Source organism: Rhodopseudomonas palustris (assembly GCF_013415845.1).
Lineage (GTDB): Bacteria > Pseudomonadota > Alphaproteobacteria > Rhizobiales > Xanthobacteraceae > Rhodopseudomonas > Rhodopseudomonas palustris_F.
The window spans coordinates 328948-342879 of sequence record NZ_CP058907.1 but is presented as its reverse complement, the minus strand read 5'-3'; the positions used below and the strand labels follow the sequence as shown (position 1 = coordinate 342879).

15 protein-coding genes are annotated in these 13932 nt (G+C 65.6%); 5 read left to right on the top strand and 10 right to left on the bottom strand.

Annotated features, from left to right (window positions below; all coding sequences use genetic code 11):
- Positions 1–19 precede the first annotated feature (19 nt).
- Together HZF03_RS01610 and olsB are read left to right on the top strand one after the other, a co-directional pair.
- Complete coding sequence (locus HZF03_RS01610; RefSeq protein WP_119017634.1) at positions 20–1930, top strand: ATP-binding protein; 1911 nt, start codon at positions 20–22, stop codon at positions 1928–1930.
- A 160-nt stretch (positions 1931–2090) separates the two neighbouring features.
- Positions 2091–3041, top strand: coding sequence for a l-ornithine N(alpha)-acyltransferase (gene olsB / locus HZF03_RS01605; RefSeq protein WP_012494061.1), 951 nt, complete (start codon positions 2091–2093; stop codon positions 3039–3041).
- A 188-nt stretch (positions 3042–3229) separates the two neighbouring features.
- Here olsB and coaA read toward each other — a convergent pair whose 3' ends face one another.
- The 7 genes from coaA to hisB all read right to left on the bottom strand — a co-directional run bounded on the left by coaA (position 3230) and on the right by hisB (position 7939).
- Entirely contained in the window at positions 3230–4186 is a 957-nt protein-coding gene (gene coaA / locus HZF03_RS01600) for a type I pantothenate kinase (protein ID WP_011155883.1), read from the bottom strand.
- Positions 4187–4260: 74 nt separating this feature from the next.
- Positions 4261–4584, bottom strand: a complete 324-nt coding sequence (locus HZF03_RS01595; protein WP_011155882.1) for a phosphoribosyl-ATP diphosphatase — start codon at positions 4582–4584, stop codon at positions 4261–4263.
- Between the two features lie 53 nt (positions 4585–4637).
- Positions 4638–5405, bottom strand: a complete 768-nt coding sequence (gene hisF / locus HZF03_RS01590) for an imidazole glycerol phosphate synthase subunit HisF (RefSeq protein ID WP_011155881.1) — start codon at positions 5403–5405, stop codon at positions 4638–4640.
- 10 nt (positions 5406–5415) lie between these two features.
- The gene (hisA, locus tag HZF03_RS01585; protein WP_119017700.1) at positions 5416–6153 is read right to left on the bottom strand and encodes a 1-(5-phosphoribosyl)-5-[(5-phosphoribosylamino)methylideneamino]imidazole-4-carboxamide isomerase; all 738 of its coding nucleotides are present in this window, start codon (positions 6151–6153) and stop codon (positions 5416–5418) included.
- A complete protein-coding gene (gene hisH / locus HZF03_RS01580; RefSeq protein ID WP_119017635.1) occupies positions 6150–6800 on the bottom strand; it encodes an imidazole glycerol phosphate synthase subunit HisH in 651 nt (216 codons plus the stop codon). Before hisH ends, hisA begins: the two co-directional genes overlap by 4 nt.
- Positions 6797–7318, bottom strand: a complete 522-nt coding sequence (locus HZF03_RS01575; protein WP_119017636.1) for a DUF2628 domain-containing protein — start codon at positions 7316–7318, stop codon at positions 6797–6799. Before HZF03_RS01575 ends, hisH begins: the two co-directional genes overlap by 4 nt.
- Before the next feature lie 27 nt (positions 7319–7345).
- Positions 7346–7939, bottom strand: coding sequence for an imidazoleglycerol-phosphate dehydratase HisB (hisB, locus tag HZF03_RS01570; RefSeq protein WP_011155877.1), 594 nt, complete (start codon positions 7937–7939; stop codon positions 7346–7348).
- Positions 7940–8126: 187 nt separating this feature from the next.
- On the opposite strand from hisB, the gene hslV reads away from it, so the two are divergent.
- From hslV to hslU, 3 genes are read left to right on the top strand one after another with little or no spacing between them, the layout of a single operon-like run.
- Entirely contained in the window at positions 8127–8696 is a 570-nt protein-coding gene (gene hslV / locus HZF03_RS01565; protein WP_011155876.1) for an ATP-dependent protease subunit HslV, read from the top strand.
- On the top strand, positions 8693–9304 hold the full coding sequence (locus tag HZF03_RS01560; RefSeq protein WP_119017637.1) for a DUF2585 domain-containing protein: 612 nt from the start codon (positions 8693–8695) through the stop codon (positions 9302–9304). The genes hslV and HZF03_RS01560 overlap by 4 nt, the downstream gene beginning before the upstream one ends.
- A 41-nt stretch (positions 9305–9345) precedes the next feature.
- Entirely contained in the window at positions 9346–10647 is a 1302-nt protein-coding gene (hslU, locus tag HZF03_RS01555; protein WP_119017638.1) for an ATP-dependent protease ATPase subunit HslU, read from the top strand.
- A gap of 335 nt (positions 10648–10982) precedes the next feature.
- On the opposite strand, the gene HZF03_RS01550 is transcribed toward hslU, so the two are convergent.
- The 3 genes from HZF03_RS01550 to HZF03_RS01540 are packed head-to-tail and all read right to left on the bottom strand — an operon-like array spanning position 10983 to position 13751.
- Positions 10983–11567 carry a Smr/MutS family protein gene (locus HZF03_RS01550; RefSeq protein ID WP_119017639.1) on the bottom strand — a complete coding sequence of 195 codons (585 nt, stop codon included), beginning with the start codon at positions 11565–11567 and terminating at the stop codon, positions 10983–10985.
- Positions 11568–11572: 5 nt separating this feature from the next.
- Positions 11573–13066 (bottom strand): murein transglycosylase A, encoded by a 1494-nt coding sequence (gene mltA, locus HZF03_RS01545; RefSeq protein WP_119017640.1) that lies wholly within the window; start codon positions 13064–13066, stop codon positions 11573–11575.
- Positions 13044–13751: a Tim44/TimA family putative adaptor protein gene (locus HZF03_RS01540; protein ID WP_012494052.1), complete on the bottom strand. Its 708-nt coding sequence runs from the start codon at positions 13749–13751 to the stop codon at positions 13044–13046. The genes mltA and HZF03_RS01540 overlap by 23 nt, the downstream gene beginning before the upstream one ends.
- Positions 13752–13932: the final 181 nt, after the last annotated feature.

Below are 13932 nucleotides of genomic sequence, written 5' to 3'. Positions count from 1 at the left end.
GGCAACTGTGGGAAGGGCGATGGCGGGCAAGCTGCGGATCAGGTCGAGGCTGCGTCTGTTGGCGCGCCGGCATCCGCGCATCACGATGGCGGGCCGCGCCGTGATGGCGTTTTCCGCCGGGTTCGGCGGTGCTTATGGGCTGCTGCTCGGCAGCAACCCGGAGACCTCCGGCTACGATCCGCACGCCTTCGCCGTTGGCGCCAGTTTCCTGTTCGCGCTGGCCTGCTTGGCGCTGGCGGTGCAAACGATGCGGCTGCGGCGAATGAGGGGCCGCCTGCGCCTGCTGACTGCGTCTCAGGAACCACCTCCGGATCTGCAGCCAAATCAAAGCAAGACGCGCGCGCTGATCGCGGCGCGCGAGAGCGCCGACGCCGCGAACCACGCCAAGTCGCGGTTGCTGGCAATGGCGTCGCACGAAATCCGCACCCCACTGAACGGCATCATCGGCATGAGCCGGCTGTTGCTCGATACGCCGCTCAGCGCCGAACAGGCGACTTACGCCAAGGCGGTGAAAACATCCGGCGAGGCGCTGCTGGCGTTGACGGACGAGCTGCTCGACTACGCGCGGATCGAGGCTGGCAAGATCGAGCTCGATTGCCGTCCCTTCGTGTTGAGCAGTCTGATCGAAGACATCATCGAATTGCTGGCGCCGCGGGCACAGACGCGCGGACTCGAGATTGCGGCCGATATCGACGAGCGGCTGCCGGTAAGCCTGATTGGCGATGCCGCACGGTTGCGTCAGGTGCTGCTCAATCTCTGCGGCAACGCCATCAAATTCACTGAAACTGGCGGCGTCGCTCTGATCGTCGAGCGAGGCGACCAGAGTGGCGAACTCCGCATCATCGTCCGTGACACCGGCATCGGCGTTGCGCCCGACGCGCAGGCACGAATCTTCCACGAGTTCGAACAGGCCGACGCCGGGATTGCCCGCAATTTCGGCGGCACCGGGCTGGGTCTCAGTATCAGCGACCGCATCGTCGCGGCGATGGGTGGCCGGATTGCGCTCGAGAGTAAACCAGGAGAAGGCTCGACCTTCACCATCACGCTTCCGCTGAGCACCGCCGAGAACGATCGCGCAACCGTGGCATTTGCACCGCCGGATCTGCATGGCAGCTCGGTGATGATCGTCTCGCCGCACGGGGTCGAAGCTTCGCTGGCCGCCCGGCGGCTAGAGCGCTGGGGCGCCGAGACTTGCCTGTGTGATGATCTCGCCGCGGCGATCGCCCGGCTGCCGGAGCGAAGCTGGCACGCAGTGCTGATCGATCATGCGTTCGGTTCGGACGCGATTGAGACCCTAGCGCGCGAGGCTCTGCCGCGTGCGCCCCATCGCCTGGTGATGCTGACGCCGGCGGCACGGCACGAGCTGCTGCCGGATCTGCCCGCCGCGTTCACAGGCTATCTGGTGAAGCCGCTGCGGGCCGCGTCGCTTGCCGCACGGCTCGGCACGGCGGTCGAGGTCGCCGCGCCAAGTATCGCAGACGGCGATCCGCCGCCCGTTCAGGATGCGTCCTCAGCCATCACGCATGAAGCGTTCGCAATCCTGGTCGCCGAAGATAACGACATCAATGCGCTGCTGATTCGCGCACTACTGCACCGGCTCGGCCATCACGCCGAGATCGTGGGTGACGGCCGCCGTGCCGTCGAAGCGTGGGGCGCGGCTGATAACACCGGTACGCCGTTCGATCTGGTGCTGATGGACGTGCAGATGCCAATCCTCGATGGGCTGGCAGCGGCCCGACAGATCAGGACGCTCGAGGCTGAGCGGGCGAGGTCGCGGGTGCCGATCCTGGCGCTGACCGCGAACACTCTGGCCGAGGATCGCGAGGCATGTTTGGAGTCCGGGATGGACGGCTTCCTGGTCAAGCCGATCGATCCGGATAGGCTCGCAACGATCCTGGCGGGCGTGGCCGCCGCGCACCAAACCGCCTGACACGGCAGGCAAATACCGAGGGCCGCTGCTAACAACAAAGTCAGCAGCGATGTCATCGTTCGGCAATCATCGCGTCACATCGCTGTTGAACGGTCATGATTGTTGGTGCGATCAGGCCGCGGCGATTCCGTTTCGGGACGGGTGCGGTCGCGAGGACGCCATGCACACCGACCATCTCGCCCGTTCGAAGAAATTCATCAAGCTGCTGCGCCCGGAGACCGCCGGAGCCGCCGCGCAAACCGCAATTACCTGGTTCAAGCCCGCGCTCAAACTGGCCGAGACCGGCAAGCCGATCGGCCCGTCGCCCGCGACGCTGGGCCGCCTCGGGCCGCTCGAAGTTCGGCTCGCGCAGACCAAGCAGGACGTCAAGCGCGCCCAGAAGCTGCGCTATCGAGTGTTCTACAAGGACGGCACCGCGATCGCCGACGCCCCGACGATGCTGGCTCGCCGTGACAAGGACGCATTCGACCCGATCTGTGATCACCTGCTGGTGGTCGATCACGCAGCCAAGCCGTCGCTGAGCGGCAAGCAGCCAGTGGTCGGTACCTATCGGCTGCTCCGTCAGGACGTCGCCAATCGCAACGGCGGCTTCTACACCGAGAGCGAGTTCGACATCGGCGGACTGATCACCCGGCATCCGGAGCTGCGCTTTCTCGAACTCGGCCGTTCCTGCGTGCTGCCGCCGTATCGTAACAAGCGCACCGTCGAGTTGCTGTGGCATGGCATCTGGACTTATGTCCGCCAGCATGGCGTCGACGTCATGCTCGGCTGCGCCAGCTTCGACGGCACCGATCCGGATCGCCTGGCACTGCCGCTGTCGTTCCTGCATCACTACGCGCCGGCGCCGGAAGCCTGGCGGGCCCGCGCGCACCCGTCGCGCTATGTCGAGATGAACCGGCTGCCCAAAGAGGCGATCGACCAGAAGGCGGCACTGCGGGAACTGCCGCCGCTGATCAAAGGCTATCTGCGGCTCGGCGCCACGATCGGCGAGGGCGCGGTGATCGACTATCAGTTCGGCACCACCGACGTGCTGATCATCCTGCCGGTCTCGGCAATCAGCGCCCGCTATATCGAACATTTCGGCGCGGATGCGTCGCGGCACGCTGCGTAGCAGGGCAGTTCCACATAACTCACCGTCATCACCCGCGAAGGCGGGTGACCCAGTATTCCAGTGCATTTGCTTTCATGCTGAGTGCTGACAACGAGCGCACGGGGATACTGGGTCGCCCGGTCAAGCCGGGCGATGACGTGTCTTAATAGTGATACGCTGACCAACAACGCCCAGGGCGTGGCTGACGCTTACAACCTTCGCAGCGCCACCGAGTCCACCACGTGGTCCGCGCCCTTTTTTAGAATCAGCGTCGCGCGCGGGCGGGTCGGCAGGATGTTATCTTCGAGGTTGGCGAGGTTGGTGCGTTCCCATATCGCGATCGCGGTCGCTGTCGCCTCTTCGTCGGACAGCACAGCGTAGCGATGGAAGTACGACCGCGGATCGTGGAACGCGGTGTCGCGCAGCGCCAGGAAGCGCCGGACGTACCAGTCGCGCAGCACCGGCTCGTCGGCGTCGAGATACACCGAGAAATCGAAGAAGTCGGACACCACCGGCACCGCCTTGCCGTCGCGCGGCAGGCGGCCGGTCTGCAACACGTTGACGCCCTCGACGATCAGAATGTCGGGCCGGTCGATCACCGTGAACTTGTTCGGCACGATGTCGTAGGTGAGGTGCGAGTAAATCGGCGCCTTGACCTTGCGGCGGCCCGACTTGATGTCAGACAGGAAGCCGAGCAACGCCGGCAGGTCGTAGCTCTCCGGAAAGCCCTTCTTCTGCATCAGCCCGGCTCGCTCCAGCACCGCGTTCGGATGCAGGAAGCCGTCGGTGGTGACGAGATCGACCGTCGGTCGCGGCGACCAGCGCGCCAGCAGCGCCTGCAGCACGCGCGCGGTGGTGGATTTGCCGACCGCCACCGAGCCGGCGACGCCGATGATGAACGGCATCTTGCGCTCGACCACGCCGAGGAAGCGGCGTTGCGCGTAGTACAGCTGCTGCATCGCCGCGACATGGATCGACAACAGCCGCGACATCGGTAGATAGATTTCTTCGACCTCGCTGAGGTCGAGCCGGTCGTGCATCGAGCGCAGCGCCGCAACCTCAGCGGCATCGAGCGTCATCGGCGTGTCTTCACGCATGCTCGCCCATTCCGCCCGCGAGAACACCCGGTACGGGTTGTAGTGATGCAGATCCGACCTTGCGTCCATCTCGCGGGCCCTTCGCCTTGGTTTTGAATGGCGGAATTTATTGTTGTTGCGGCCGCCTCGCGCGGCCGATGCCGTTAGTCGCGCTTGCGCGACGCCTTTTCCTCCAGGCCCGACATCGAGGTGCGCTGCGCCAGCGCCGCCTCGACTTCCTCGAGCTTCACGCCGCGCGACTTCAGCAGCACGAGCATGTGAAACAACACGTCGGCGGTTTCGGAGATGAGATGGCCGCGATCGTTCTCGACCGCAGCGATCACCATCTCGACCGCCTCTTCGCCGAATTTCTTGGCGCAGTGCTCGGGGCCCTTGTCGAGCAGCTTCTTGGTGTAGGAGCTCTCGCCGCCGGACGCCGCGCGGGCATCGACCGTCGCAGCGAGATCATGAAGGGTGAAACGGGCCATACGCTAACTCTGCCAGTTCTGGGTGCGAGAGTACCGCCCCTCGCCGCGTAACGCTAGGGATCGAGCCGCATCGGCAGCCCGGCCTGGACCATATGATCCTTGGCCTGACGAATGGTGTACTCACCGAAATGGAAGATCGAGGCCGCCAGCACCGCGGTGGCGTGGCCTTCCCGGATGCCGTCGACCAGGTGATCGAGATTGCCGACGCCGCCCGACGCGATCACCGGGACGCCGACGCTGTCGGCAATCGCCCGGGTCAGCGGAATGTCGAAGCCCGACTTGGTGCCGTCGCGGTCCATCGAGGTCAGCAGGATTTCGCCGGCGCCGAGCGACACCACTTCCTGGGCGAATTCGATCGCGTCGATCCCGGTGCCCTTCCGGCCACCATGGGTGAAGATCTCCCAGCGGTCCCGGCCCGGCACACGCTTGGCGTCGATCGCCACCACGATGCACTGGTCGCCGAACTTCTCGGCGGCTTCCTTGACGAATTCGCGTCGCGCCACCGCGGCCGAATTGATCGAGACCTTGTCGGCGCCGGAGCGCAGCAGGGTCTTGATGTCGTCGACGGTGCGGACGCCGCCGCCGACCGTGACCGGCATGAAGCAGGCTTCCGCCGTCCGCCGCACCACATCCAGCATGATGCCGCGGTTCTCATGGGTGGCGGTGATGTCGAGAAAGCAAAGCTCGTCCGCGCCGGCGGCGTCATAGGCGATCGCCGCCTCGACCGGATCGCCGGCGTCGCGCAGATCGACGAAGTTGACGCCTTTGACGACTCGGCCGTCTTTGACGTCGAGGCAGGGGATGACGCGGACCTTGAACATCGCGGCGTCCTTACGCGGCCTTGGCGGCGCCGATCAGCGCCAGAGCTTCGGCCGGATCGAGCCGGCCGTCGTACAGCGCCCGGCCGGCGATCGCGCCTTCGAGCTTTTTGGCGCGCGGGCTGAGCAGCGTCCTGACGTCTTCGATCGAGGCGAGGCCGCCGGAGGCGATCACCGGAATCGAAATCGCCTCGGCCAACGCGATGGTTGCGTCCCAGTTGATGCCCTTGAGCAGCCCGTCACGGGCGATGTCGGTGAAGATGATCGCGGCTACACCGGCGTCTTCGAACCGCTGCGCAATGTCGAGCGCGGTGACCTGCGAGCTCTCGGCCCAGCCCTCGACCGCGACGTTGCCGTCGCGGGCGTCGAGGCCGACGGCGACGCGGCCAGGGAAGGCCTTGGCGGCTTCCTTCACCAGCGCCGGATCTCGCACCGCGGCGGTGCCGATGATGACCCTGGCGATGCCCTTGGACAGCCAGGCTTCGATCGTCTTGAGGTCGCGGATGCCGCCGCCCAGCTGAACCGGCATCGACACCACCTTCAGCATCGCCTCGACCGCCTGGGCGTTCATCGGCTTGCCGGCGAAGGCGCCGTCGAGATCGACGACGTGCAGGTACTGGAAGCCCTGCGCCGCAAAGCTCTGCGCCTGCGCGGCGGGATCGAGGTTGAACACCGTGGCGCGCGCCATGTCGCCCTGTTCGAGCCGCACGCACTGGCCGTTCTTGAGATCGATCGCGGGGAAGAGAATCACGGCTTCCACTTCAAAAAATTCGAGATCAGCGCCAGGCCGAAGCGCTGACTCTTCTCGGGGTGAAACTGAGTACCGATCGCGGTGTCCTTGCCGACGACAGCCGTGACAGGCCCGCCGTAGTCAGCGCGCGCCAGCACGTCGCCTTCGTGTTCGGCGGCGAGGTGGAAGGAGTGCACAAAGTAAGCGTGCAGGCCTTTCGGGCCGAGCGGCAGCTTTTCGAGCACCGGGTGTTCACGGACCGGATCTAGCGTATTCCAGCCCATATGCGGGATCTTCAGATCCTCGCGATCAGGCGCGATCTTGACGACGTCGCCGGCGATCCAGTTCAGCCCGTCGGTAGTGACATGCTCCTTGCCGCGGGTCGCCATCAGCTGCATGCCGACGCAGATGCCGAAGAACGGCCGCGCCTTATCGCGGACGGTCTCGTTCAGCGCTTGGACCATGCCGTCGATCGAATCCAGTCCCTTGCGGCAGTCGGCGAAGGCGCCGACGCCGGGCAGCACCACCCGGTCGGCCCGGAACACCTGATCCGGATCGCGGGTCACCAGGATCGGTTCGGGATTCTCCATGCTCCGCGCCGCGCGCTCGAACGCTTTCGCCGCCGAGTGCAGGTTGCCGGAGCCGTAGTCGATGATCGCAACGCTCATCGCGAGCCTCCGGGGTTCGGGAACGAGCCGAAGATGTCGCCATGGATCGACGACGCCGGCAGCGGAATAGTGCGAGCCGGCGGCGGCGCACCGCGGTCGACCGGGAGGGTGAAGCTGATCGGCTGCGGCTGGCCGGCAACCCAGCGATCGAAGAACCGCCGTTCGGCGATCTCGCGGTCCTCGCCGACCGCTACGCCGACCGACTGCCAGCCGCGCCGGGCCAGGGTCCAGCGCCACAGGCTGCCGGCTTCGAGCCCGAGCAGGCTGGCGAGCAGCAGCGCAACCACGAAACGGGTGCCGCTTCCGGCATGCAGCACGGTCAGCGCCACCGCGGAGGCGGCGATCACCACCAGATAGCCGAGCGTCGCCAGCCACAGCCGGCGGTACAACAGCCAGAACGGGCCGAATACAAAGGCCCAGACGTAGAACCCGTCGCGGACGAAGCGAAACTGCTCGGGCGCAGCGCGCTGCGGCTCGTCGTCGTCCGCCCGCGGGGCATGAACAGTGAACACCGGCATGGACTTGTCTCCACCGCCCAACGGCGGTTAGCCGCCGAGCTGCCCCTTGGTCGAAGGGACTTCGCCGGCCGTCTTCGGATCGATCGCCACCGCCGCGCGCAGCGCCCGGGCCAATCCCTTGAAGCAGGATTCGGCGATGTGATGGCTGTTCTCGCCATATAGGGTCTCGACATGCAGAGTCACGCCCGCGTTCATGGCGAAGGCCTGAAACCACTCCCGCACCAGCTCGGTGTCGAATTCGCCGATCTTGTCGCGCGGAAAGTCCGCCTTGAACACCAGGAACGGCCGGCCCGAGACGTCGATCACCACCCGGGTCAGGGTCTCGTCCATCGGCATCAGCACGGTGGCATAGCGGGTGATGCCCGCCATATTGCCAAGCGCCTGCTTGACTGCCTGGCCGAGCGCGATGCCGACATCCTCCGTGGTGTGGTGGAAGTCGACATGGAGGTCGCCCACCGCCTTGACGGTGATGTCGATCCGCGAATGCTTGGCGAGCAGATCGAGCATATGGTCGAAGAAACCGATCCCGGTGGCGGCGTTGGCCACACCGGTGCCGTCGAGGTCGACCGTGACCTCGATGTCGGTCTCCTTGGTCTTGCGCTTGATCGTCGCCGTGCGCATGAAGCGGGCTCTCCGGTAAAAACGCCGGTCTTTTAACAGGCCGGTGACACCTTCGCTACTGCGCCAGCTGCGGAGCGGGGCCGATCTTCGTCCTATGGTGAGCGGATTGGCCGCTCCGGCGGTGGTCGGGAGGGCGATTGCATCGCCGCCCGGCCGTGCCTAGATCAGCGCTCGCGAAAGGAACTCCATGGCACCTCATAGCTCTTCGGCAGACGCCGGCCCCCCGGTCTGGCACGGCACCACCATTCTGACCGTGCGCAAGGGCGGCAAGGTCGTGATCGGCGGCGACGGCCAGGTCTCGATCGGCCAGACCGTGATCAAGGCCAACGCCAAGAAGGTTCGCAAGCTCGGCAAGGGCGACGTGATCGGCGGCTTTGCCGGCGCCACCGCCGACGCCTTCACGCTGTTCGAGCGGCTCGAAGCCAAGCTCGAGCAATATCCCGGCCAGCTCACCCGCGCAGCGGTCGAACTCGCCAAGGATTGGCGCACCGACCGGTATCTGCGCCGGCTGGAAGCGATGATGATCGTCGCCGACAAGGACGTGTCGCTGGTCCTGACCGGCACCGGCGACGTGCTCGAACCGGAAGCCGGCGTAATGGCGATCGGCTCCGGCGGAAATTACGCGCTCGCCGCCGCCCGCGCGCTGATCGACACCGATCAGGATGCCGAGACCATCGTGCGCAAGTCGCTCGGCATCGCCGCCGACATCTGCGTCTACACCAACGGCAATCTCACCCTCGAGACGCTGACCGCATGAGCGCGGCCGGGGCCGAACGGCCGGTGTCGTCCGCGACCGACCTGCCGGTCCGTTTCGCGCTGGCCATCGTCCTGGCTCTGCTCGCGCTTCAGGCGACAGCGCTGTTCGCGATGGGCCGGGTGCCGATCTGCAACTGCGGCACTGTCAAGCTGTGGCACGGCGTGGTGATGAGTTCGGAGAACTCTCAGCACCTGACCGACTGGTACACGTTCTCGCACATCATCCACGGCTTCCTGTTCTATGCCGGCACGTGGCTGCTGCTGCGGCGCTGGTCGTGGACCGCGCGGCTGATCGTGGCGACACTGATCGAAGGCGGCTGGGAGCTGGCCGAGAATTCGAGCTTCATCATCGAGCGCTACCGCGCCGGCACGATCTCGCTCGATTACTACGGCGACAGCATCGTCAATTCGGTCGCCGATACGCTTGCGATGATCTCTGGCTTCCTGCTCGCCCGCTGGCTGCCGATCACCGCCACCGTCGCGATCGCGGTGCTGTTCGAAGTGCTGGTCGGCTTGCACATCCGCGACAATCTGACCCTCAACGTGATCATGCTGATTCATCCGTTCGATGCCATCCGGCAATGGCAGGCGGGACCTCCGATCATCTGACCCCGCTTGTTCCCTCGTTCGACCGACCTTACGTAGGCCCCATGACCGACTTTTCCCCCCGTGAAATCGTCTCCGAACTCGACCGCTTCATCGTCGGCCAGGCCGACGCCAAGCGCGCGGTCGCCATCGCGCTGCGCAATCGCTGGCGGCGGCTGCAGCTCGAAGGTAGCTTGCGCGAAGAGGTGCTGCCGAAAAATATCCTGATGATCGGCCCGACCGGCGTCGGCAAAACCGAGATCGCGCGGCGGCTCGCCAAGCTCGCCGGCGCACCGTTCCTCAAGGTCGAGGCGACGAAGTTCACCGAGGTCGGCTATGTCGGCCGCGACGTCGAGCAGATCATCCGCGATCTGGTCGAGGTCGCGATCGCACAGGTGCGCGAGAAGAAGCGCAAGGACGTGCAGGCGCGCGCCCAGGTCGCCGCCGAGGAACGCGTGCTCGATGCACTGGTCGGGCCCGGCTCGGGTCCGGCGACGCGCGACTCGTTCCGCAAGAAGCTGCGCGCCGGCGAACTCAACGACAAGGAAATCGAGATCGAGACCCAGGCCGGGTCAGGCTCGCCGATGTTCGAAATTCCCGGCATGCCGGGCGCGCAGATCGGCGCGGTCTCGCTCGGCGACATCTTCGGTAAGATGGGCGGCCGCACCAAGAAGCGGCGGCTGACGGTGGCGGATTCGCACCAGATCCTGGTCAACGAAGAAGCCGACAAGCTGCTCGACACTGATCAGCTGGTGCAGGAAGCGATCGCTGCGGTGGAGAACAACGGCATCGTGTTCCTGGACGAGATCGACAAGATCTGCGTGCGCGACGGCCGCAGCGGCGGCGAAGTCTCGCGCGAAGGCGTGCAGCGCGATCTGTTGCCGCTGATCGAAGGCACCACGGTGTCGACCAAGCACGGGGCAGTGAAGACCGAGCACATCCTGTTCATCGCTTCGGGCGCCTTCCACATCGCCAAGCCCTCAGACCTGCTGCCCGAGCTGCAGGGCCGGCTGCCGATCCGCGTCGAGCTCAATGCGCTGAGCCGCGACGACATGCGCCGGATCCTGACCGAGCCGGAAGCCTCACTGATCAAGCAGTATGTGGCGCTGATGAAGACCGAGGGCGTGACGCTGGACTTCTCGGACGACGCGATCGACGCGCTGGCCGATGTCGCGGTCGCGGTGAACTCGACGGTCGAGAACATCGGCGCGCGCCGGCTGCAAACCGTGATGGAGCGCGTCCTCGACGAGATCTCCTTCGTCGCCCCCGACCGCCACGGCGAGACTTTCCGTGTCGATGCGGACTACGTGAAGACCAATGTCGGGGATCTCGCCAAGAATACGGATTTGAGCCGGTTTATTCTGTAACCGGCCGTTTGGGGCAGCTCTGTCGGCTCTGACGACGAAAGAACAGGGCTCATCCTCAAGTACCAACGTCATGCGCGGGCTTGACCCGCGCATCTATCCTCTTGGCGAAGAGATGGATCGCCGGGTCAAGCCCGGCGATGACTCGGGACTCAATTGAGGCCAAGATTTTTCAACTACGCACTCCCGTCATCGCCCGGCTCGTCCGGGCGACCCAGTATCGCAGAGCGTCTGCGTCCAAGTAACGACCTCTCTGGGAGACTGGATCACCCGCATGCGCGGGTGATGACGTTGGAAACGGGGGCGCGTCGGCCGATGAACACCCCGTGCTTTGCGAACTAACCGCGTGCCCGCCGCACCCGCACGTACAACGCGCCTTCGCCGCCGTGGCCAATGTGGGCTTCGTCGAAACCGACCACATAGGCGCGGAATTCGGGAAGGGCGAGCCATTGTGGCACCTGGCGGCGGAGCACGCCGCGTTCGGTGTCGCCGCTCTTGCCCTTGCCGGTGATCACCAGCACGAAGCCGAGCCCGTCGTGACTGGCGCGCTGCAGGAAATACAGTAGTGCATGATGGGCACGGGCCTGGGTCATCCCATGCAGATCGATCCGCGCGTCGATGTCCTTGCGGCCACGCGACAGATGCGCCCGCTCGCGCCGGCCCAGCGTGGCGAGCGGCGGCGGGGCGGTTGGGAGCGATGGTTTCGCGGTACGCTTGAGCGGTTGCGGCGGCGCCACCGGCGCCGGCTTGATGGCCGGCACGAGGGCCTGCGGATCGGCAATCTCGACCTTGATCAGCCGCGGCCGGCCGCGCAGCGGCTTGATCTGTCGCGCCACACCGTCCCACAGCGCCCGTTCATCCTCGGTCAAGCTGCGCTTGCGGCGCGACATCGGCGGGTCGAGCGGCGGAATGATACGTTTCATCGAGGTCAGCGCAGGTGGCGATGGTGCCGAGAGTGATGCGAGCGGTGCCGATGACCAGTCGGCCGTGACGGCTCGGTAGCCGGCCGGCTATCTGGTGTCGGAACTGTCGTGGCTCCGTCTCTACCACCGGATTTCGATGGCGTCGCCGCGGGTTTGTTGGTTTTGGCGGGCGGCCGCGGCTCGGGCACCGGCAGACTGCGGGCGCGCGCGACCGGATCGAGACCCTTCGGCACCAGCATGGCGAACGCGATCGGATGACGGATCCGTCCTGCCACCGCGCCCGCCTCAGCACCAGCGCCGAAATACAGGTCGGCCCGCGCCGGGCCGACGATCGCCGAGCCGGTGTCCTGGCCGATCATCAACCGCCGAAACGCTGTCTTCGCGGTCGGGGATTCGATCGGCAGTTCGCCCGTAATAAAGAAAGGCGTGCCGTAGACATGCAGACCCTTGTCGATGGCGATCGAGCGGCCTGGGGTGAGCGGCACGCCTTGGGCCCCGATCGCTTCATCGTCGTCCTTCAGTTCGACCTTGCGGAAGAACACATACGAGCGGTTTGCCCGCCGCAGCTCCTTGGCGCCGTCGGGGTTGGCGTCCATCCAGTCGCGGATGCGGTGCATCGACATCTCTTCGCGCGGGATGATGCCGCGCTCGATCAGGATGCGACCAACCGGCGTGTAGGGGAAGCCATTGTGGGCGTCGTAATTGATTCGAATCACCCGGCCGTCGGGCAGCTTGATCCGCGCCGATCCCTGGATCTGCGCAAACAATAGATCGGTCTGACTCTTCAGCCAGCAGATCTCGAGACCCCGGCCGTCGATTGCGCCATCTTCGATTTCTCCGCGGTCGTAATACGGCACCAGCTTGCGCCGGCCGATCTTGCGAAACACCGGCCCGCCATTCGGCAGGGCTGCTTCCTGCTTGTAGCCGCGGACAAACAGGTTGGAGGGCCGGCGATACACCGGCACCACGTAGTCGTCGGTCTTGACCGGCGAGCCTTCGATCACCGGCTCATAGTAGCCGGTGACGAAGCCGAGCGGCTCGCCGAGCCGCGAGATCTGCAGCGGCACGAAATGCTGTTCGAAGAACGCGCGCGCCTCGGCCGCCGTCGTCAGATGCGCCGAGCGCGCCGCATGGCACGGCTCCCACAACGAGCCGCCGAGCGGCTTGTCGATCAATGGCGCTCGGCCTGCCGCCAGGATTGGACGACAACTCACACGGAAAGTTTTCAGGGCCGCAAGCTGATCGTCGGAGTCCCAACCGTGAATTTCCGACCAGGCGACCGGCAAATACTGGCCGCCCGGAATCTCCAGCGGCCACAGCGGATGCGGATACTTTGCGTGATGCTCGGCGAATTTCGAGACCGATCGGGCGCCGGAATGGTGATGCCGGCTGCGCGCATCTGCCTCGCCCAGCACAGACAGTAGCGCGGCTGCGAGAACGCAGCCGGCGAGGGCGGCGCGGCGCGCGCCGCGTACGTCAGGTGCCGCTGCCGGTCCCAACCAGCTTCCAGTTCGGATCGCGCGAGCTCGTGTCGCGGGCGAAGGTCCAGACGTCGGTGATATCGACAACCTTGTCGGGCGACCCGTCGACCACCGCGCCGGTCTTGTCGCGGGTTGCCGAGATCATCTGCGACACGAATTTCAGAGTCAGCATCGCGGTGCGATCGCGCAGCTCGGCGCTGATCAGCTCGGCCTTCTCGATCGACACGAAGCGGGTCTCGACCTTGAGGTCGTTCTTTTCGCGATCCTTGATCGCCGCGTCGAAGCTCTCATAGACCTCGCTCGACAGCAGATCGCGCAGTGAGCGACGATCGCCATTGGCGAACGCCATCACAATCATCTCATAGGCGCTCTTCGCGCCGGTAATGAAGTGTTGCGCGTCGAACGACGAATCGTTTTGAGCGATGGCGTTGAGACCGTGCTCCAGCTCGGAGTCCGGCTCGGCGATGCCCTTCCAGCGATCGGAGGGCGGCACCACGTCGGCGTTCGGCGCCATCGGCGCCTGGTCGATCACGGTGCCAGGCATCGAAACCACGTTGTTGTCCTGCTTGCCGGGAATCATATCCCGCGCGGCGGCGCGATCGAACGGCGGCCGTTCGCTGCCGGTGCGCTGGCCGAGCACGTTGCGCAGACGCAGGAAGATGAACACCGCGAGCGCCAAGAAGATGATGGTGTAAATATCCACGTCGCATTCACTTTCTGATCGGGCCGGGGCTACCGGCGCGGCTTTGGTCTCCGGCCTCGCGGCGCCAACGCGGCAGAGAGCCGGTTCACACCATGTAGGCATCAACCGCGGCGCGCCAATGGCGCGTTTTGGCACAGCAGGTGGGGTTGGCAACCCCCACACAGCGATCTTTGGAGCTGTG

What these genes read in the sequence shown, in the direction of transcription:
- HZF03_RS01610 (WP_119017634.1), top strand. Translation starts at nt 20, where the DNA reads ATGGCGGGCAAGCTGCGGATCAGGTCGAGGCTGCGTCTGTTGGCGCGC.
- olsB (WP_012494061.1), top strand. Translation starts at nt 2,091, where the DNA reads ATGCACACCGACCATCTCGCCCGTTCGAAGAAATTCATCAAGCTGCTG.
- coaA (WP_011155883.1), bottom strand. Translation starts at nt 4,186, where the DNA reads ATGGACGCAAGGTCGGATCTGCATCACTACAACCCGTACCGGGTGTTC.
- HZF03_RS01595 (WP_011155882.1), bottom strand. Translation starts at nt 4,584, where the DNA reads ATGGCCCGTTTCACCCTTCATGATCTCGCTGCGACGGTCGATGCCCGC.
- hisF (WP_011155881.1), bottom strand. Translation starts at nt 5,405, where the DNA reads ATGTTCAAGGTCCGCGTCATCCCCTGCCTCGACGTCAAAGACGGCCGA.
- hisH (WP_119017635.1), bottom strand. Translation starts at nt 6,800, where the DNA reads ATGAGCGTTGCGATCATCGACTACGGCTCCGGCAACCTGCACTCGGCG.
- HZF03_RS01575 (WP_119017636.1), bottom strand. Translation starts at nt 7,318, where the DNA reads ATGCCGGTGTTCACTGTTCATGCCCCGCGGGCGGACGACGACGAGCCG.
- hisB (WP_011155877.1), bottom strand. Translation starts at nt 7,939, where the DNA reads ATGCGCACGGCGACGATCAAGCGCAAGACCAAGGAGACCGACATCGAG.
- hslV (WP_011155876.1), top strand. Translation starts at nt 8,127, where the DNA reads ATGGCACCTCATAGCTCTTCGGCAGACGCCGGCCCCCCGGTCTGGCAC.
- HZF03_RS01560 (WP_119017637.1), top strand. Translation starts at nt 8,693, where the DNA reads ATGAGCGCGGCCGGGGCCGAACGGCCGGTGTCGTCCGCGACCGACCTG.
- hslU (WP_119017638.1), top strand. Translation starts at nt 9,346, where the DNA reads ATGACCGACTTTTCCCCCCGTGAAATCGTCTCCGAACTCGACCGCTTC.
- HZF03_RS01550 (WP_119017639.1), bottom strand. Translation starts at nt 11,567, where the DNA reads ATGAAACGTATCATTCCGCCGCTCGACCCGCCGATGTCGCGCCGCAAG.